The 18,775-nt window shown below is 69.6% G+C and carries 18 protein-coding genes; 7 read left to right on the top strand and 11 right to left on the bottom strand.

Annotated elements, in window-relative coordinates; translation table 11 throughout:
• Nucleotides 1–29 precede the first annotated feature (29 nt).
• The gene (gene gpmI, locus D8670_RS06320) at nucleotides 30–1,544 is read left to right on the top strand and encodes a 2,3-bisphosphoglycerate-independent phosphoglycerate mutase (protein ID WP_121817215.1); all 1,515 of its coding nucleotides are present in this window, start codon (nucleotides 30–32) and stop codon (nucleotides 1,542–1,544) included.
• Here the strand turns inward: gpmI and D8670_RS06325 are convergent, their stop codons facing one another.
• Nucleotides 1,545–1,940, bottom strand: coding sequence for a hypothetical protein (locus tag D8670_RS06325; protein ID WP_121817216.1), 396 nt, complete (start codon nucleotides 1,938–1,940; stop codon nucleotides 1,545–1,547).
• A gap of 101 nt (nucleotides 1,941–2,041) precedes the next feature.
• Between D8670_RS06325 and D8670_RS06330 the strand changes: the two genes are divergently transcribed.
• Entirely contained in the window at nucleotides 2,042–2,785 is a 744-nt protein-coding gene (locus D8670_RS06330; protein WP_121817217.1) for a GNAT family N-acetyltransferase, read from the top strand.
• Between the two features lies 1 nt (nucleotide 2,786).
• On the opposite strand, the gene nadC is transcribed toward D8670_RS06330, so the two are convergent.
• The 4 genes from nadC to D8670_RS06350 form a co-directional block, all read right to left on the bottom strand.
• Nucleotides 2,787–3,605 carry a carboxylating nicotinate-nucleotide diphosphorylase gene (gene nadC / locus D8670_RS06335; RefSeq protein WP_121817218.1) on the bottom strand — a complete coding sequence of 273 codons (819 nt, stop codon included), beginning with the start codon at nucleotides 3,603–3,605 and terminating at the stop codon, nucleotides 2,787–2,789.
• A 2-nt stretch (nucleotides 3,606–3,607) separates the two neighbouring features.
• Entirely contained in the window at nucleotides 3,608–5,140 is a 1,533-nt protein-coding gene (locus D8670_RS06340; RefSeq protein ID WP_121817219.1) for an L-aspartate oxidase, read from the bottom strand.
• Nucleotides 5,137–6,264, bottom strand: a complete 1,128-nt coding sequence (gene nadA / locus D8670_RS06345) for a quinolinate synthase NadA (protein WP_193569270.1) — start codon at nucleotides 6,262–6,264, stop codon at nucleotides 5,137–5,139. Before nadA ends, D8670_RS06340 begins: the two co-directional genes overlap by 4 nt.
• 272 nt (nucleotides 6,265–6,536) lie before the next feature.
• Complete coding sequence (locus D8670_RS06350) at nucleotides 6,537–8,090, bottom strand: amidohydrolase (RefSeq protein ID WP_121817221.1); 1,554 nt, start codon at nucleotides 8,088–8,090, stop codon at nucleotides 6,537–6,539.
• 89 nt (nucleotides 8,091–8,179) lie between these two features.
• Here D8670_RS06350 and hmgA point away from each other — a divergent pair, with 89 nt between their 5' ends.
• Nucleotides 8,180–9,391, top strand: coding sequence for a hydroxymethylglutaryl-CoA reductase (NADPH) (hmgA, locus tag D8670_RS06355; protein ID WP_121817222.1), 1,212 nt, complete (start codon nucleotides 8,180–8,182; stop codon nucleotides 9,389–9,391).
• Between the two features lie 245 nt (nucleotides 9,392–9,636).
• Nucleotides 9,637–9,786, top strand: a complete 150-nt coding sequence (locus tag D8670_RS20775; RefSeq protein ID WP_162994207.1) for a hypothetical protein — start codon at nucleotides 9,637–9,639, stop codon at nucleotides 9,784–9,786.
• Nucleotides 9,787–9,873: 87 nt separating this feature from the next.
• Here the strand turns inward: D8670_RS20775 and D8670_RS06360 are convergent, their stop codons facing one another.
• On the bottom strand, nucleotides 9,874–10,350 hold the full coding sequence (locus D8670_RS06360) for a QVPTGV class sortase B protein-sorting domain-containing protein (RefSeq protein ID WP_121817223.1): 477 nt from the start codon (nucleotides 10,348–10,350) through the stop codon (nucleotides 9,874–9,876).
• Nucleotides 10,351–10,437: 87 nt separating this feature from the next.
• Complete coding sequence (locus tag D8670_RS06365) at nucleotides 10,438–10,965, bottom strand: DUF5817 domain-containing protein (protein ID WP_121817224.1); 528 nt, start codon at nucleotides 10,963–10,965, stop codon at nucleotides 10,438–10,440.
• Nucleotides 10,966–11,074: 109 nt separating this feature from the next.
• On the opposite strand from D8670_RS06365, the gene D8670_RS06370 reads away from it, so the two are divergent.
• Together D8670_RS06370 and D8670_RS06375 are read left to right on the top strand one after the other, a co-directional pair.
• Nucleotides 11,075–11,416, top strand: coding sequence for a cupin domain-containing protein (locus D8670_RS06370; protein WP_121817225.1), 342 nt, complete (start codon nucleotides 11,075–11,077; stop codon nucleotides 11,414–11,416).
• A gap of 77 nt (nucleotides 11,417–11,493) precedes the next feature.
• Nucleotides 11,494–12,540 (top strand): sensor histidine kinase, encoded by a 1,047-nt coding sequence (locus D8670_RS06375; protein ID WP_121817226.1) that lies wholly within the window; start codon nucleotides 11,494–11,496, stop codon nucleotides 12,538–12,540.
• 4 nt (nucleotides 12,541–12,544) lie between these two features.
• Here the strand turns inward: D8670_RS06375 and D8670_RS06380 are convergent, their stop codons facing one another.
• The 3 genes from D8670_RS06380 to D8670_RS06390 all read right to left on the bottom strand — a co-directional run bounded on the left by D8670_RS06380 (nucleotide 12,545) and on the right by D8670_RS06390 (nucleotide 15,324).
• Nucleotides 12,545–13,021, bottom strand: a complete 477-nt coding sequence (locus D8670_RS06380; RefSeq protein ID WP_121817227.1) for a GNAT family N-acetyltransferase — start codon at nucleotides 13,019–13,021, stop codon at nucleotides 12,545–12,547.
• 147 nt (nucleotides 13,022–13,168) lie between these two features.
• A complete protein-coding gene (gene icd, locus D8670_RS06385; protein ID WP_121817228.1) occupies nucleotides 13,169–14,446 on the bottom strand; it encodes an isocitrate dehydrogenase (NADP(+)) in 1,278 nt (425 codons plus the stop codon).
• A 182-nt stretch (nucleotides 14,447–14,628) separates the two neighbouring features.
• A complete protein-coding gene (locus D8670_RS06390; protein WP_121817229.1) occupies nucleotides 14,629–15,324 on the bottom strand; it encodes a hypothetical protein in 696 nt (231 codons plus the stop codon).
• 99 nt (nucleotides 15,325–15,423) lie between these two features.
• Between D8670_RS06390 and D8670_RS06395 the strand changes: the two genes are divergently transcribed.
• Nucleotides 15,424–16,308: an isoaspartyl peptidase/L-asparaginase gene (locus D8670_RS06395; RefSeq protein ID WP_121817230.1), complete on the top strand. Its 885-nt coding sequence runs from the start codon at nucleotides 15,424–15,426 to the stop codon at nucleotides 16,306–16,308.
• A gap of 19 nt (nucleotides 16,309–16,327) precedes the next feature.
• On the opposite strand, the gene D8670_RS06400 is transcribed toward D8670_RS06395, so the two are convergent.
• Nucleotides 16,328–18,610 (bottom strand): midas domain-containing protein, encoded by a 2,283-nt coding sequence (locus tag D8670_RS06400; RefSeq protein ID WP_121817231.1) that lies wholly within the window; start codon nucleotides 18,608–18,610, stop codon nucleotides 16,328–16,330.
• Nucleotides 18,611–18,775 lie beyond the last annotated feature (165 nt).

Genomic DNA, 18,775 nt, shown 5'->3' on the forward strand with positions numbered 1-18,775 from the left:
AGTTCACTCGCGCCCGCGATGTGTCGCGCATGGACGCCGCAATCATCATCCTCGACGGGTGGGGACTCGGCGAGCACGACCGGCGCGACGCCGTCAAGGCGGCGGACACGCCGAACTTCGATCGCTACGCCGAGTCCGGCGCGTACGGCACGCTGAACGTCACGGGACGTCGGGTCGGCCTCCCGGACGGACAGATGGGCAACAGCGAGGTCGGCCACCTGAACATCGGCGCGGGACGGGTGGTCAAGCAGGAGTACACCCGCATCACTGACTCCATCGAGGAGGGCACCTTCCACACGAACGACGCGCTCCAGTCGGCGTCGACGTACGCCGAGGAGCACGACGGCCGGGTCCACTTCATGGGGCTCGTGAGCGACGGCGGCGTCCACTCCGACTACGAGCACCTGTTCGCGCTCGTCGAGATGGCCGCCGAGCGCGGGGTCGAGGCGGTCACGCACGCGTTCATGGACGGGCGCGACACGTCCCCGACGGCGGGCGCGGGCTACCTCCGCGAACTGGAGGAGGTCATCGAGGAGCACGGCACCGGCCACGTCGCCACCGTCACGGGCCGCTACTACGCGATGGACCGCGACCAGAACTGGAACCGGACGAAGCGCGCGTACGACGCCATCGTGAACCGCGAGGCCGACCACGAGTCCGCCTCCTCCATCGCCGCCGTCGAGGAGTCCTACGACCGCGGCGACACCGACGAGTTCGTGGAGCCGACGCTGGTGCGAGGTCGGCCCGCCCTCGAAGACGGCGACGCGGTCGTCTTCTTCAACTACCGCTCGGACCGCGCCCGCCAGTTGACTCGGATGCTGGCCGACATCGACCCCGTCTGGGAGTTCGACACGTCGCCGCCGGACGTCGAGGTGGTGACGATGACCCAGTACGATAAGACGTTCGACCTGCCGGTCGCCTACCCGCCGCACCAGCCCGAGGACACGCTGGGCGAGGTGCTGGCCGACCACGGCCGCACGCAGCTCCGCATCGCCGAGTCCGAGAAGTACCCACACGTCACCTACTTCCTGAACGGGGGGCGAGAGGTGGAGTTCGACGGGGAGGTCCGCGAGATCGTCGAGTCGCCGCCGGTCGCCACCTACGACATGCAGCCGGAGATGAGCGCGGAGGGCGTCACCGACAACGCGATCCGCCTGATCGACGCCGACGACCCCGACCTGCTCGTCCTGAACTACGCCAACCCGGACATGGTCGGTCACACCGGCAACTACCGGGCGGCGATAACCGCCGTCGAGGCCGTCGACGAGCAGCTCGGCCGCCTCGTCGACCACCTCCGGAAGCGCGGGGCGCACGTCCTGATCACCGCGGACCACGGCAACGCGGACGACATGGGGACGGAAGCGGATCCTCACACCGCGCACACCTACAACGCCGTCCCGCTGGTCTACCTCGACCCCGAGGGGACCGACGGCGGACGGCGCGTCCGCGAGGGCGGCACGCTCGCGGACATCGCGCCGACGGTGCTGTCGCTGATCGGCGTCGAACGGCCCGCGGCGATGACCGGCGAGAACCTGCTGGAGTGATTACAGGGCGGCGCGATCCTCTTTCACTGGCGGGAGGGCGAACGAGAGCACGACGTACGCGACGGTCGCGACGAGCAGGCCGCCGGCGATGGCGTCCGGGACACCGACGTCGGCGAACGCCCCCGCGAGCATCGAGACCGACCCTATCGAGAGACCGAACCCGAGGGCGCCCTCGTGGATCCCGCCGGGGGAGCCGTGTCCGTCCACTTCCTCGTTCTGGGCGAATACGTACGTGAGGAGGTAGTACGAACCGATCCCCTCCGTCACGAGGAGCACGCCGGCGAGGAGGTAACTCTCGAACAGGACGTACGCGACGGCGGCGAACGGCACCCCACCGGTCACGCCGAACGCCTTCGCGATCAGTTGCGTCTGTCCGTTGTCCGCTTCCGAGCCCATGTTTTCTCTTCTTCACTCTCTAAACTTAACTATTTCCGAACCGAGAAACGCCGGCGGCGTCGGGACCATCACTATACGCTCTCGGTCCGAACCGTGCGACCATGTGGACGTTCGAACGCCCGGAGTTCGACGCCGACGCTCGCAAGCGCATCTACGCCCACGTGGAGCGCCACGGCGAGGCGGACCCCTCCGCGGTCGCGGCGGCCGCGGGGGTCGACCCGGAGGGCTTCAACCACCACGTCACCGTGCTGAAACGCGACGGGTATCTGGAGAACGCGAACGGGAAGCTGCGAGTCGCCCGCGTCCCGTGCGAGACGGAGGAACACCGGGAGGCGGGGGTTACCTACGAGATACGGCCCGCCCGCGAGGACGACCTGACGGGCCTCGTCGGAGCGATCCGGGAAGTCTCCGGGGCGAAAACGGACATCGTGGCCGAAACCGTCGCGGAGCAACTGGACTACGAGGACGTCCTGCTCCGGCACAACACCGTCGAGACGCGGATGTTCTTTGTCGGGACGGTCGGCGACGAGGTGGTCGGGTGGGCCCACGTCGAGACGCCGGAGGTCGCGAAGCTCGCCCACACGGCCGAGCTCACCCTCGGGGTGCTGGAGGGGTACCGCCGCCACGGCATGGGGAGTCACCTGCTGCAGCGCGCGCTGGAGTGGGCCGCGTCGAACGGGCTGGAAAAGGTGTACGCCAGCCTCCCGGCGACCAACGACGCGGGCGTCGAGTTCCTGCGCTCGCTCGGCTGGGAGACGGAGGCGGTCCGCGAGGACCACTACCGAGTCGACGGCGTGTACGTCGACGAGGTGATGCTGGCGACGCGGCTCGACCGGACGCCCTGAACTACCCGGTCCGGAAGGAGTAGTCGAGCGACGGCGCGGAGTGGGTGAGCGCTCCCATCGATATTACGTCCACGCCCGTCCGCGCGTACGCGGGCACATCGCCGACGGCGATACCCCCCGAGGCCTCCGCGAGCGCGTCGGCGTCGGCCTCGCGGAGGCGGTCGACCGCCGTCGCCGTCTCCTCGGGCGTCATGTTGTCGAGCAGCACGACGTCCGCCCCCGCCGCGGCGGCCCGCGCCGCGTCGGCCGGGTCCTCCACCTCGGCCTCGACCTTCGTCGCGAAGGAGGCCTCCTCGCGGAAGCGCGCGATCGCTTCCTCCAGCCCCAGCTCCGCAGCGTGGTTCTCCTTGACCATGACCATGTGCGAGAGGTCGAGACGATGGGTGTCGCCGCCGCCCGCCGCGACCGCCCGCTTCTCGACGCCGCGGAGCCCCGGCGTCGTCTTGCGGGTGCCGGCGACAGCGACCGAATCGTTCACCTCTCGGGCCGCGTCGACCGCCGCACGCGTCTTCGTCGCGACGCCCGAGGCGTGGCCCGCGACGTTGACGGCGACCCGTTCCCCCCGGAGGACCGACTGCGCGTCGCCCTCGCAGGTCAGCACCGTCTCGCCCGGTTCGACGCGATCGCCCGCGCCGACGCGCGCCGCGGCGTCGACGCCGAGGTATTCGAACACGGCCTCGGCCGCGTCGAGGCCGGCCGCGACGCCGGCTTCCTTCGCCACGAGGCGGCCGCTCGTCTCGCCGGGCACGTCGTTGGTCACGTCGTGGTGACCCAGGTCCTCGCGGAGCCAGCGCTCGACCTGCAGGTCGGTGACCGGCACGGTCAGTCCCCCGCGGGCGCGGTCCGGTCGGCGGGCTCGAGGTAGTGGCAGCCGACCGACTCCTCGTTCTCCGCGGCGGCGCGCGCGACGAGCAGGGCGGTGACGCTGGCGTTGCGCAGTTCGTACAGGTCCCGCGCGGTACGGGTGCGGACGTAGGCGTCCACCTCGCCCTTCAGCCGCCGGAGGACGGCGGTCGCGCGCCGCAGTCCCTCCGGGGTGCGCCGGATGCCGACCTCCTCCTCCATCACGCGGCGGAGTCGGGTGAACTTCTCCGCGGCGAACCGCGGCGGGAGGTCGGGGTCGCTGTCGAGCAGCTCCGGCGGCTCCGTCTCGACGACCTCGTTGCCGACCGCTGCCTCGCCGGCGCGCAGGCCCCAGACGAGGCCCTCCAGCAAGCTGGTGCTGGCGAGCCGATTGGCGCCGTGGACGCCCGTGCGCGCGCACTCGCCGACGGCGAACAGGCGGTCGAGGCCGGTCCGCCCGCGGTCGTCCACGTCGACGCCGCCGCAGAGGAAGTGCTCGCAGGGGGCGACGGGGATGCCCTCGGACCAGTCGACCCCGCGCTCCTCGCACTTCCCGGCGAGGTCCGGGAACTCCTCGGCGAAGTCGATGGGGGAGACGTCGAGGTACACCTCGCCGGTGTCTTCGCGCTCGGCGTCGACGGCGCGGGCGACCACGTCCCGCGGCGCGAGTTCGGCGTCCTCGTGGTAGCCGGGCATGAATCGCTCGCCGTCGCCGTTTCGCAGCAGCGCGCCCTCGCCGCGGACGGCCTCGCTGATCAGGAAGGTGTCGTCTCGCTCGCCGGTGCGTCCAGCCCCGTCCGTCTCGCTTCCGGCGTACGCGGTCGGGTGGAACTGCACGTACTCCATGTCGGCCACGTCGGCACCGGCGAGCGCTGCCATCGCGATCCCGTCGCCGGTCGCGCCCGACGGGTTCGTCGAGCGTCGGTAGCAGGCCCCGATGCCGCCGGTGGCGAGGACCGTCGCGCCCGCGAAGACGGGTTCGCCGGTCGGTGCGGCGTCGAGCAGCGCGCCGTGGACCCGCCCTTCGTGGGTGATCAGGTCGAGCGCGGCGGTGTCGTCGCGGATCCGCACCCGCTCGTGGTCGTCGAGGTAGTTCAGGAACGGCCGGAGCAGGTGCCGGCCGGTGCTCGCGTCCACGTGGAGGATGCGCTCCGCCGAGTGGCCCGCCTCGCGGGCGAAGTCGTAGCCGGCGCCGGACCGGTCGAAGTCGATCTCCAGCGTCTCGACGAGCACGTCCGAGACGGCGGCGGGCGCGTTCTGGACAAGCACGTCGACGGCCTCGGGGTCGGCCGTGCCGGCGCTGGCCGCGACGACGTCCTCGCGGAGCGATTCGGGGTCGCCCCGGGTAGTCGCGATGCCGCCCTGCGCCCAGTCGGTGCTCGCGTCCTCCGGGCGCTCGGCCTTCGTGACGAGGAGCACGTCCGCGCCCTCCCGCGCGGCGGCCAGCGCGGCGCTACAGCCGGCGATGCCGCTGCCGACGACGAGCACGTCGGCGGTGGTGCGCCCCGTCATGCGATGTCGAGCATCCGGTCCATGGCCAGTTCGGCCAGTTCCTTCTCGGCCGGCGCGACCTCGATGACGTTGCGCTCGCGGCCGGCGACCAGTTCCTCCAGCACCCACGCCAGATAGTTCGGGTCGATCTGGCGCATCGCGTTGCAGTCCATGCAGGCCTCGCCGCAGAGGGGTACCACGTTCACCTCGGGGTGCCACCGCTGGAGGTGGTTCGTCAGGTGGATCTCCGTGCCGATCGCCCACGTCTCGCCGGGGTCAGCGTCCGCGACCGTCTCGCAGATCGTCGCCGTGCTCCCCGCCACGTCGGCGGCCTCGACGACCTCGCGACGGCACTCGGGGTGAACGATAACGTTCGCGTCGTCGTAGTCCTCGCGCACCTGTTCGACGTGCTCGACGCGGAACCGCTCGTGGACCTGGCAGTAGCCGTCCCAGAGGACGACGTCGCTCTCGGCGACCTCGGCCGCGTCCTTCCCTTCGGGGTCCCACGGGTCCCACTCGGCGGTCCTGTCCTCCAGGCCGAGTTCGTACGCGGTGTTCTCCCCGAGGTGCTTGTCCGGCAAGAAGAGGACCGTGTCGCCGTTCTCCAGCGCCCACTCGAACACGTCCGCGGCGTTCGACGACGTGCAGACCGCGCCGCCCTGCTCGGCGCAGAAGGCCTTCAGGTCGGCGTAGGAGTTCATGTACGTGATCGGAACGATGTCGTCGTCGGGGGCCGCCGCGGTGATCTCCGCCCACGCCGCGTCGACCTGGAGCGCCTCGGCCATGCCGGCCATCGGGCACGACGCCTCCATCGACGGGAGGATCACCGTCTGGTCGTCGTCGGTGATGATGTCCGCGCTCTCGGCCATGAACGTCACGCCGCCGAAGATCACGTAGTCCGCGTCGGCCTCGGCCGCCTCGACCGACAGCTGGTAGGAGTCGCCGACGAAGTCGGCGTGTTCGACGATCTCCTTTCGCTGGTAGTTGTGGCCCAGTATCACTGCGTCGTCGCCGAGCGTCGACAGCGCCGCCTCGATCCGCTCCGTTCGCTCGTCCTCGTCAAGTTCCCGGTATTCGGGGGGCAACTGTTCGAGGTTGTCGTATTTGAAGAGGCTGAGGTCCGTTTCGATGTCTGCGGTTTCCATTTCTGGCACGAAGTACCACCTTGTGTATTCATCGTCTTCGGAATCGCTGTTGAAAAGATTTTGTGTTCAATAGCCCCTGTTGGTGGCTACTAGAACGAAGAACGCCGGAACGACTGCCGGGAAGTAGCCAAAAAAGCCCTTTGAGGTGAGTGAATTGTTTACAAGGATCGAAAACGGGCCTCGGCCGTCGCGATACGGAACTGGGTCAGAACGACGAAAACGGAGCGGGCGCTCACGACGTGCGGCGACGTGCGCGACCCGATCGGGAGAGGCTACCGGTCGTCGTAGACGAACTCCCCGTCCACGACCGTGGCGACGACCCCGATGTCGCGAATCCCCTCCTCGTTCTCCCACGGCGACCGGTCGAGGACCGTGAAATCCGCGGCCGTTCCGACTTCGATGGTACCCAGACGGTCCTCGTCGAAGCCGGCGTAGGCCGCGCCGCTGGTGTAGGCCCGGAGCGCCTCGGTCACGGAGACGCGCTGGGCCTCGGTCGGCGCGTTGACGGCGTGGTGGACCCCCTCCAGCGGGCCGAACGGCATCACGTCGCTCCCGAACGCGAGGCGTGCGCCCGCTTCGACGAAGCGACTCAGGCGGTTAGAGCGGTTCCGGCGCTCGCGGCCGAGGCGGCGGTCGTAGAGGCCGTCCTCGTCAGCCCAGCGGTGGAAGTTCGGCTGCATCGAGGCGACGATACCCGCCTCGGCGATGCGCTCTATCTGCTCGTCGGTCGCGAGTTCGACGTGCTCGATGCGGTGGCGGGCGGCCGCGGGGTCCTCGGTCTCCTCCAGCGCCGACAGCGTCTCCTCTATCGCCTCGTCGCCGATGGCGTGGACCGTCGCCTGCAGGTCGGCGTCGTCCACGTCGTCGACGAGGGCGCGAAGCTCCTCAGGGTCGACGACCCACTTGCCGGTGCCGTCGCCGTCCTCGTACGGCTCGAACAGTTTCGCCGTGCGGCCGCCGACGCTCCCGTCGGAGAACGACTTGATCCCGCCGACCCGGACCACGTCGCTCCCGTGGTTCGACCGCAGCCCCGTCTCACGCACCGCGTCGAGGTGGTCGCTCCAGTAGTTGATCCGAACGCGGAGGTTCAGGTCGCCGTCGAGCGCCAGTTCGCGGTACGCCCGCGGGGCGTGGGAGTCCCGCACCATGTCGTGGACGCCGGTGACGCCGAGTTCGTGCGCGCGGTCCCGCGCCGCGGCGATCAGCTCCCGCGTCTCCTCGGGGCCGGCGGCGAAGTCGTCGCGGGCGACCTCGACGGCGTCCTCGACGATCACGCCGGTCGGCCGGCCGTCCGCCGTCTCCACGTCGTCCTCGGGCAGGTCGTCCGCCAGTCGCTCGAGCGCCGCGGAGTTCAGCGACGCCGTGTGCATGTCGACGCGCACGGCCGCGACCGGGCGCTCCTCGCTGACGGCGTCTAGCTCCCCGCGCGTCAGGTAGTCGCCCTCGGGCCAGTCGCTCTCGTCGTAGCCGAACCCGAGGACCCAGTCGCCGCCGGCCGAGTCGGAGGCGACCGCGTCGTCGCGCGCGCTGGCGACCAGCCGGTCGATCGCCTCGTCCTTGCTCTCAGCCCCCGCGAGGTCCGCGTGGAGCCGGTACTTCCCGACCTGCTCCATGTGCGTGTGGGCGTCGACGAAGCCGGGGAGCACGACCGCGCCGTCGAGGTCGACGACGGTCGTTCCGACGCCCTCCAGGAACGCGACCTCGTACTCGCTGTCGACTCTGACGATCTCGCCGTCGCGGACCGCGACCGCCCCCGCGGTGCGGTCCGGGTCCGTCAGCGTGTGTACCTCCGCGTTCGTGAGTATCAGGTCCGCGGCCTCCGTCATACGAGGCAGGGCGCGGGGCGGGAGCAAAACCGTTTGGATCCCGGTGCCGAGTAGCAACTGTTAGGGGCACCCCGTCCGACCGTCGAGGTATGACCGACGCTGCGGACCTCGCCGACCGCGTTCGCGAGGGCGACCTCCGCCTGCACGAACTCGACGAGCACGCCGACCCCGAGACGGCCGCCGCCGCGCGCCGCGAGATCGTCGCCGCCGAGACGGGCGTCGACCTGGACGCCGTAGGCGACTACGCGTTCGACGCGGCCGACGCCGAATCCGCCATCGAGAACATGGTCGGGGCGGCCCAGATCCCGATGGGCGTCGCCGGACCCGTCCCCGTAGACGGGGGCGCGGCCGAGGGCGAGTACTACCTCCCGCTGGCGACGACCGAGGGCGCGCTCGTGGCGAGCGTCAACCGCGGGCTCTCGGTCATCGCCGACGCCGGCGGCGCGACGGCTCGCGTCACCAAGTCCGGGATGACTCGCGCGCCCGTCTTCCGCGTCGACGGCGTCGCCGAGGCGAGCGAGGTCGTCGAGTGGGTCGGCGACAACGTCGACGCCCTGCGCGAGGCCGCGGAGTCGACGACGAGCCACGGCGAACTGGAGGCCGTCGACCCCTACGTCGTCGGCGACTCCGTCTACCTTCGGTTCGTCTACGACACGAAGGACGCGATGGGGATGAACATGGCCACCATCGCGACGCGCGAGGCGGCCGAGGTCGTCGAGGCCGAGACCCCCGCGGACCTCGTCGCGCTGTCGGGCAACCTCTGCTCGGACAAGAAGCCCGCCGCGATCAACGCCGTCGAGGGGCGGGGGCGCACCGTCACGGCCGACGTGCTGATCCCCCACGAGACGGTGGCAGACCGCCTGCACACCACGCCCGAAGCCATCGAGGAGGCGAACACTCGCAAGAACCTCGTCGGCAGCGCGAAAGCCGGGAGCCTCGGCTTCAACGCCCACGCCGCGAACACCGTCGCCGCCGCGTTCCTCGCGACCGGGCAGGACGCCGCGCAGGTCGTCGAGGGGTCGAACGCGATCACCACCGTCGACGTGCGCGAGGAGGGGCTGTACGCCTCCGTCAGCATCGCGAGCCTCGAAGTCGGCACGGTCGGCGGCGGCACGAAGCTGCCGACGCAGTCCGAGGCGCTGGACGTGCTCGGCCTCCGCGGCAGCGGCGACCCCGCCGGGGCGAACGCCGACGCGCTCGCGGAGATCATCGCGGCGGGCGCACTCGCGGGCGAGCTCTCCCTGCTCGCGGCGCTGGCCTCGCGGCACCTCTCCGGCGCGCACGAGGACCTGGGCCGGTAGCGACCGCCGACTTCGGGGGATGGTCCCCCGAACCCCTGTCCGGACGGACCACTTTCACCTGCGAGCGGCCGCGGTTCGCTCCCCGGTTCGGACGCATTACCCGCCGTAGGGCCGTCGCGTTACGGCAGCCGTCGTTCACGGTCCACTTTCACTTTCGCCGCGGGGGGCTGGCTGGCGCTTATTCTCGATCTGGCCCACGTTTCGAGTGACGCCCGACCGGGGAGCACCGGCGGGCGTCGCCACCTATGACACGCGACTGCACCCACAGCGACGAGGCTCGCACCGACGGGACTCGGCCGGTGACGCGCGCGAAACGCTGGCTCACGGTCGCCAAGCTGCTGGTTTCCGTGATCGCGATGCTCGTCGGCCTCCTGAAGACGCTCGGACTGATATGAGCGACTGTCCGGTGCCGCCGCGACGAGAGCGCTCCGCCGGACAACGGGGCACCGCCGACGCGTGCGCCGCTCAGTAGCCGGTCGGCGTCACGACTCGACCGTAGAGTCGTCAGTGAAGTAGAGGAGGCCGCCGACGGCGGCCACCGAGAGGGCGACGGACGGAGCGACGTCGACGAACACCCCGGCGAAGCCGACGCCGACGAGAGCGTAGCCGGTGCCGCGGCGGGGGCGCTCTTCCTCGACCGCGATCCTGGCACCTACCGCACCGAAGCCGACGAGAACCAGCACGGCCCCGAGCAGCCCCGTTTCGCTGCCGACCGCCGAGAACGTCTCCGCGACGACTAGCAGGCTCCCGACGACGACGGACGCACCGCCGGCGGCCGCGAGCGGCCACCGGTCGACTCGTTCCGGGCGCGGCAGGCCGTCGCGACCGACGGTGATCCGCCCCGCGACGCCGCCGACGGCCAGTACCGCCGCGAGCAAGACCTGATCAGCGGGAACGCCGGCCGTCATCGACGCGATGGCACGGGACGCCCCGCGGACGTGGTCGATCAACTGTTCCATTGATTTAATTTTCAACTCGATCCGATTTATATTACAGGGTTGTCAAATGCTACCGCGCGTCACCAGCCGCTGCCCGTACGGACGCGGTCAGAGAAGCCGGTACCGACCGCGCGACTCGGTTGCCTCGCCTCGGCGGACAAGTTTCGTCAGCGCGTCGCGGACGTAGTCGGCCGGCACCCCTCGGTCCTCGGCGTACGCGACGACCTCGTCCTCGGTCGGGCGGTCGAGCGTCCGGAGCGCCGACAGGACCGTCTCCTTGCGGCTCTGACTGCCACCGCTCCGGCCGGACTCCGCGCGTTCCGCGGCGCCCGCCACCGCGTCCGGGTCGACGCCGGCCCTGTCGAGGTACTCCTCGTCGTCCATCCCGGCGTCCTCGGCCTCCCCGCCGAGTTCGGCGAACGAGTCCATCTCCGCGAACGTCTCGCCCTCGCCCTGTCGGTTCGCCAGCATCGAGGCGCGCACCTCGCGGGCGTGATCCTCGTCCTCGGTGCTGACGAACTCGCGGAGCTTCGAGAACTGCCGGCGCGTCCCGCAGCGCGGACACTGCGACGTGTCCGGCCGCCCCTCGACGATCCAGAGGGCGCTACAGTCGCTACACCCGACCACGGCGTACATGCGCGAGCGTTGGGGCCGGCCGGTGTTGAACGCTCCGTCTCGGCGCACGCGGGGCAGCGGCCGTTCCCCGGGGCGAACGCTTAGGTGGAGGTCCGCCGTACGCCGGGGCATGGAACGCGTTGCCGTGTCAGATCGCGACTCGACCGAGGCCGTCGACGGCGTCCACCTGTCGCTGCTCGCCGGCGCGGACGAGATGAACGTCCAGCACTTCGAGATCGAACCCGGCGCCACGGTGCCTGCCCACAGCCACCCGCACGAGCAGACCGGCTACATCGTCGAGGGGACGCTCACCTTCGTGCTCGACGACGGCGAGGAGGTCGAGGTCGGGGCGGACGACTCCTACGCCATCCCCGGCGGCGAGACCCACGCCGCAGAGAACCGCGGCGACGAACCGGTGCGCGGCGTCGACGTCTTCAGCCCGCCGCGGGAGAACCCCGATTGGCAGGACTGACCGTCCCCGCCGCGTACCCCGATCGGCGACAGATATATCAGTTCACTATACCTGTCTACGTTCGATACACGACTCCGATGACCGCTCTCCCTGCCTTCGCCCGGTCGAACGGACACGTCGTCTGCGTCGCCCCGGGCGGCGCGCCGACTGACGACCTCTCCGCCGCGGGTTGGTCGGTGACGACCCGATCGGACGCCGAAAGCGCGCTGGACGCGCTCGACGCCGCGGACTGCGTCGTGACCGGCCACGACCCGCCGGCCCTCGACGCCGCTGCCCTCCTCGAACGGATCCGCGACGCGGGGTACGACGGACCCATCCTCGTCTACGCGGCGGACATCGCGGACGAGACGGTCGAGCGCGTCCTCGCCGCGGGCGGCGACTTCCTCCCCGCGGGGGGAGATACTGGCGACCGCTCGCTCCTCCGCGAGCGCGTGCGGACAATCGTCGACGCCCGCCGGACGCGGGCGGCCCTCCGACGGGAGGCCGACCTCCTCGAACGCGTGGCGAGCGTCGTCAGCCACGACTTCCGCAATCCGATCGGACTGGCGCAGGGGCATCTGGGAATGGTCCGCGAACGGACGGACCACGACAGCCTCGACCAGATCGACTACGCGATAGACCGGATCGCCGACCTGACCGACGGCGTGCCCGCTCTCGCGCGGAACGGGTCCGTCGTGACGGAGCCGGAACCGGTCGACCTGACAGCCATCGCCGAGTGCTCCGCGGCGGCCGTGGCGGACCGGCCGGTCGACGTGCGCGTCGACGAGGCCCTCCCGACAGTTTCGGGCGTCGTGAGCCGGGTCGCGACGCTGTTCGAGACCCTCTACGCGAACGCCGCGGAGCACGGGATCGCCGACGGAGCCGGTACGGGCGAGTCCCTGACCGTTCGGATCGAACCGACCGAGGACGGCTTCCGCGTCGCGGACGACGGCGTGGGCATCCCCGAACGCGAGCGCGATGCGGTGTTCGACTGGGGGGTCAGCACGGTCGACGACCGCCTCGGCGTCGGTCTCGCGGTCGTCGACGCGATCGCCGAGGCCCACGGCTGGACCGCGACGGTCGCGGAGGGGTCCGACGGGGGCGCGCGCTTCGAGTTCGCGTTCGGCGGGCCGCCGACGGTCTGAGCCGTCACTCGCCGGCCGGCCCGCCCTCGCTCTCCAGCGCCTTCTCCATCGTCACGTGCGGGATGCCTGCCTCCTCGAACTCCTCGCCGACGCGCTCGTAGTCGAGGCGGTCGTAAAAGGGCGCCGCGTGGGTCTGTGCGTGCAGCGCGACGCGGTCGTACCCCCGCGCCGCGGCGACGGCCTCCACCTCGCGCATGATCGCCCGGCCGTACCCCTCGCCGCGGTACTCTCGCAGGACCGCCACTCGCTCGACCTTGGCGGTGGTGTCGTCTTTCTCCCGCAGTCGCGCGGCCCCGACCGGGTCACCGTCTCGGTACGCGACGAAGTGGACCGACTCGTCCTCGTGCTCGTCGACTTCGAGGTCCTCGGGCACGTCCTGCTCGTCGACGAACACGGCGTATCGCACGTCGAGCGCGTCGTCGTACTGCTCGTCGGTCCGCACTACCCGCACGTCGAGGTCGTGGGCGTCCGCGTGGCTCATTGCGGTGGCGTAGTGACTCCGGAATAGAGAGGGTTGCGGAGGAGTACAGTCCGTCGGTTCGTCGCCGCGACGGCGCACGCGAGAAAGAAGTTCGGAGTTTCTCGATGTTCCCGGAAATCGAAGATTTCCGGGCGCACGAAAAGCTGTCTATGACAGCTTTTCGATGTTGTTGATGATCTCGTCGGCGTACTCGCTGGTGCCGAGCTTCTCGGCGTCGTCGAGCTGGCGCTCCAGGTCGTAGGTGACCTTGCCGGAGGAGATGGTCTCCTCGACGGCGTCGCGCACGAGGTCCGCGGCCTCGTCCCAGCCGAGGTAGTCGAACATCAGGCGACCGGAGAGGATGAGCGCGGTCGGGTTGGCCATGTTCTGGCCGGCGCGCTTCGGCGCGGAGCCGTGGACCGGTTCCGCGAGCATGCGGGCCTTGCCGAAGTTCCCGCCCGGCGCGATGCCGAGGCCGCCGATCTGGGCGCCCGCGGCGTCGGAGAGGTAGTCGCCGTTGAGGTTCGGCATCGCGAGCACGTCGAACTCGTCGGTGCGTAGCTGCATCCACTGGAGCATCGCGTCGGCGAGGCGCTCCTCGACCATGACGGCGTCCTCCGGGATGTCGACCTCGTCCTGCTCCTCCCAGAGGGAGTCGGGCGCGGCGAAGACTTCGTCGTCGGGGTACTCCTCGTCGGCGACCTCCATGCCCCAGGTGCCGAACTGGCCCTCGGTGAACTTCATGATGTTACCCTTGTGGACGAGCGTGACCTTGTCGCGGTCGTGCTCCAGCGCGTAGTCGATGGCGCGGCGGACGAGGCGCTTGCTGCCCTTCTCTGAGATCGGCTTAAGGCCGAGGCCGATGGGGCCATCGTGCATGGTCTCGTCGAAGCCCATCTCCTCCTCGACGAACTCGCGGACCTGCTGGACCTCGTCGGTGCCCTGCTCCCACTCGATGCCGGCGTAGACGTCCTCGGTGTTCTCCCGGAAGGTCACCATGTTCATCTCCTCGGGTGCCTTCATCGGGGACGGGACGCCGTCGAGGTAGTAGGTCGGTCGGACGTTGGCGAACAGGTCGAGCGTCTGGCGCAGCGCGACGTTGAGCGAGCGGAAGCCCGCGCCGACGGGCGTCGTGAGCGGACCCTTGATGGCGACGCGGTGCTCCTTGATCGCTTCGACCGTCTCGTCGGGCAGGTTGACGTCCTCGCCGTAGCGCTCGCGGGCGCTCTCGCCGGCGTAGACGCGCATCCAGCTGATCTCGCGGCCCGTCGCCTTCGCCGCGGCGTTCAGCACCCGCTGCGCGGCGGGGCCGACGTCCTTCCCGATACCGTCGCCGTGGATGATCGGGATGATAGGCTCGTCGGGGACGGAGATCTCGTCGTTCTCTTCGTCCTCGACTTCGATCTTCTGTCCCGAGTCCGGGACCTCGATCTTGTCGTAGCTCATGGTCGTCTATACGGTACAGTGACGCCGACAAAAGGGCTGCCATTTCTCGCCCCCGGTGCAAATATCGCGGAGGCGGTCGCGGTCCGGCGGTTCGCCGGCCGCGAGGGACGCGGCGGCCCACCGACTGGGCCGGACGTTCCCTGTGGCACCATCCGCGGCGAGCGCCGGTTCGGACCGTCCCCTCATCCGATCGCGCCGACCATCGCCCGGAGTCCCGCGACGCCGTTCGCGAGAAGCGCGCGCGGGAACCGCCGCCGGGCGTTCGCGAGCGAGGCCGACAGCGCCGCGGTCGCGTCCTCGAACACGCCCCCGCCGTGACCGAACAGGATCCGGTCGGGAGAGAGCCCCTCGAACGTCCCGCGCGGCGGCGCGAGCCTGTTGAGGACGTTCATCGCGATGCGCTCGCCGTCGACCGTGAACGTCGGCAGGGTGGTGAGGAAGTCGGGAACGTACAGCGTCCCGTCCGCCTCGCGGTACGCGACCGCCTCACGCCACGCCCGGAGCGGCCGGAGCTCGCGCAGTTCGAAGCCGGCCACGCTCCCCTCGATGCGGGTTATCGGCGCGTCGATCCGGTCGTCGACCCGGTTCACCCACCCCGGAACCCGCACGGAAACGTCGTGCCGGCGCGCGAACGCGCCCGCGTCGCGAGCGTGGTAACTGGACAGCACGGCGACGCCGGCCACGTCGCCGAGGTCGGCGATCAGGTCGTCGACGCCCGGCGCGTCGATCGGGTCGAACAGCCAGACGCCGTCGTTCCCGCGGACGGCGTGACTCGCCCGACGCCCGCCCTCTTCCGGATGGGCGATCCAGCCGACGCCGCCGTCCCAGCGGTCGATAACCTGCGGATCCGTTGGCGGCGACCGCGAGTACATCGGCATGCGTATCCGGGCGACGGGAACGCCGAAGAGGATTTCGGATCCCGGGGGCCGTGGAGCGACCCCGATCACTATAAGGAGCAGGCACCGGCAGTCCGGTCCATGCAGGTCATCGTTCACGGGGGTGCCGGCGGCGCGCCGGACGACCCCGACGCGCGCCAGTCCGTTCTCGACGACGCAGCCACCGCCGGCGCCGACGCGTCGACGCCGCTCGACGCGGTAACGGCGGCGGTCCGAGTGCTGGAGTCGAACCCGCGGTTCAACGCCGGCGTCGGCGGCGCGGTGCAGTCCGACGGCGTCGTCCGTACCGACGCCGGACTGATGACGAGCGACCGCGAGGCCGGGGCGGTGTCGTCGATGCCGGGCGTCGAGCACGCCCTCGACGCGGCCCGGGTCGTCCTGGAAGAGACGCCGCACGTCTTCGTCAGCGGCGAGCACGCGGTCCGCCTCGCCGCCGACTACGGCGTCGAGACCGACCGCGACCTCTGGACCGAGCGGACGCGCGAGCGCTGGGCCGACGCGGACCCGCCGTCGGGCGGTCCCGCCGACCACCTGGCGTGGCTGACGGACCGATTCGGCCGCTCGGACCCCGACGGCCGGCCCGACGAGACGGACCACGACACGGTCGGCGCCGTCGCGCGGGACGGCGACCGCCTCGCCGCCGCCACCTCGACCGGCGGGCGGTGGCAGGCGCTCGCCGGCCGGGTCGGCGACGTGCCCCAGATCGGGAGCGGGTTCTACTGCGCCCCCGCGGGCGGCGCGTCGGCGACGGGCGCCGGCGAGGACATCGCCCGGGTGACGCTCTCGCGGCGGGCGGTCCAGCATCTGGAACGCGGGGCCGACGCCGCGACTGCGGCCGACCGCGCGATCGAGTCCTTCGGTGAGCTCACAGGGTCCGACGCGGGCGTCATCGTCCTCGGTCGCGACGGGAGCGTCGGCTCGGCGTTCAACAGCGACGCGATGCAGACCGCGACCACGCGTCGATAAAAAAGGTCGGTCGGCTACGTTACGCGACGACCGCGGCGTCCGACTCGTTCGCGGACTCGTTGTCCACCATCTCGGACTCGTTGGTCTCGTTCAGGTCGGACTCGTTGTCCGCCATGTCGGTTTCGTTCGTCGCGTTCATGTCGGACTCGTTGTCCGCCATCTCGGACTCGTTGTCAGCCGGCTCTTCCGATTCGACGGGCTGGTTCGGCCGCTCCTGCTGTTCCTCCCCGGTGTCGGCCACGGTGAGCGTCGACGTGATCGCGTGGTTGCTTGCGTTCACCGACTGCGAGGTTTCGCCGGTCGGGAACGCCAGTCCGTCGACCTCGATGGTGACGTTCGTGGTGTTCCCGGCGGCGACGCCGACGCGCTCGGACTCGTAGTTGCTACCGCCGAGCTCGTACCGGACGAACTCGGAGATCCGCTCGTCCGTCGGGTTGTGGACCGTGACGGTCACGTTGTAGCTGTCCCCGACGTTCGCGTTCTCGGGCAGGTCGGCCTCCTCGATGATGAGGCTGTCCCAGTCGTCGCCGAGCCGCAGGGTCTGCTCGCCCGCGGTCGCCTGCGCGACCGTGGCGTTGCCGACCGTCATGTTCTCGATGGTCACCTGTTCGACGTCGGGCTCCTGCATCTGCATCCCGTCGTCGGTTTCGTTGGTCTCGTTGAGACCGGTGTCGGTCTCGTTGGTCTCGTTCAGGTCGGATTCGTTATCCGCCATCTCCGTCTCGTTCGTCGCGTTCATGTCGGACTCGTTGTCCGCCATGTCGGTCTCGTTCGTCTCGTTCATGCCGGCGTCGGTCTCGTTGTCCTCTTCCTGGACGCCGGTCTCGTTGTCCTCGGTCTCGTTGTCCTGCAGGGCCGACTCGTTGGTCTCGTTCAGGTCGGACTCGTTGTCCGCCATCTCGGAGTCGTTGCCCATCTCGGACTCGTTGGTCTCGTTCAGGTCGGACTCGTTGTCCACCATGTCCGTCTCGTTCGTCTCGTTCATGTCGGACTCGTTGTCCGCCATGTCCGTCTCGTTCGTCGCGTTGTCGGCCGTCTCGTTACCGGTCGCCTCGACTTCGGTGTCGTTGACCTCGAACTCGGTGTCCGTGGTCTCGTTGTCCGTAGTCTCCTCTTCGGCTTCGGTCAGCGAGACCGTCTCGACCGTCATCGACTCGATCGTCATGTTCTCGATCGACATCTCCTCGATGACGAGTTCGCCGATGACGCGAGCGTCGGACTGCTGGCCGGCGGTGTCAGTCTGTGCGCCGGTCTCGTTGTCCTCGGTCTCGTTGTCCTGCAGGGCCGACTCGTTGGTCTCGTTCAGGTCGGACTCGTTGTCCGCCATCTCGGAGTCGTTGCCCATCTCGGACTCGTTGGTCTCGTTCAGGTCGGACTCGTTGTCCGCCATCTCAGTCTCGTTCGTCGCGTTCATGTCGGACTCGTTGTCCGCCATGTCCGTCTCGTTCGTCTCGTTCATGTCGGACTCGTTGTCCGCCATCTCAGATTCGTTCGTCGCGTTCGTCGCGTTCGTCGCGTTCTCCTCACCCTCTTCCGCGAAGGTGAAGAGCCCGCTCTCGTCGTTCTGGACCGACAGCTCCTCGATCGTCAACGTCTCGACCGTGAGCTGTTCGATCGTGAGGTCCTGAACGACTATCTGCTGGCCGTCCTGCGCGCCAGCGTCGGTTTCGTTGGTCTCGTTGAGACCAGTCTCGGTCTCGTTGGTCTCGTTCAGGTCGGACTCGTTGTCCGCCATGTCGGTTTCGTTCGTCGCGTTCATGTCGGACTCGTTGTCCGCCATGTCCGTCTCGTTCGTCTCGTTCATGCCGGCGTCGGTCTCGTTGTCCTCTTCCTGGACGCCGGTCTCGTTGTCCTCGGTCTCGTTGTCCTGCAGGGCCGACTCGTTGGTCGCGTTCATGTCGGACTCATTGTCCGCCATGCCCATCTCGGACTCGTTGTCCTCGGCGCCGAGGTCGGAGTCGGTCTCGTTGTCGGTCAGCCCTTCGGTGGTCTCGTTCTCCGTGGTTTCGTTGTCCGCGGCCGTGTCGTTCGACGCGCCGGCCGTCTGGACGTCGTCACCGAAGACCTCCGTCAGGGATTCTTCGTCACCGCTGACCTGCTCGAACGTGACGTCCTCCAGCGCGAGCCGGTCGAACGTCACGTTCTCGAACTGCGCGTTCGTGAACACGCGGTCCTCCGTGCGCAGCTCCTCGACGGTCAGGTTCTCGATAGTCGCGTTGTGGACCGTCACGTTCTGGAGCTCGAGCTCCTCGACGGTCACGTTCTGGAGGACGACCTTGCCGTCCTCTGTTGTGTCGTCCACTCCTGTCGTCGCCGTTCCTCCTGTCGCTCCCACTGGTACGCCGGAGAGCGACACCATGGCTGCGAGAACCACAGCCAACAGTGCTTGCTTTTTCATACTCTGGCTTCGCCAACTTCGACTACAGGTCCAATAAACGAGTCCGGCCGTTCCGCTTTGTTTCCGTTC

It is taken from the genome of Halostella limicola, from assembly GCF_003675875.1.
Taxonomy (GTDB): Archaea; Halobacteriota; Halobacteria; order Halobacteriales; family Natronoarchaeaceae; genus Halostella; species Halostella limicola.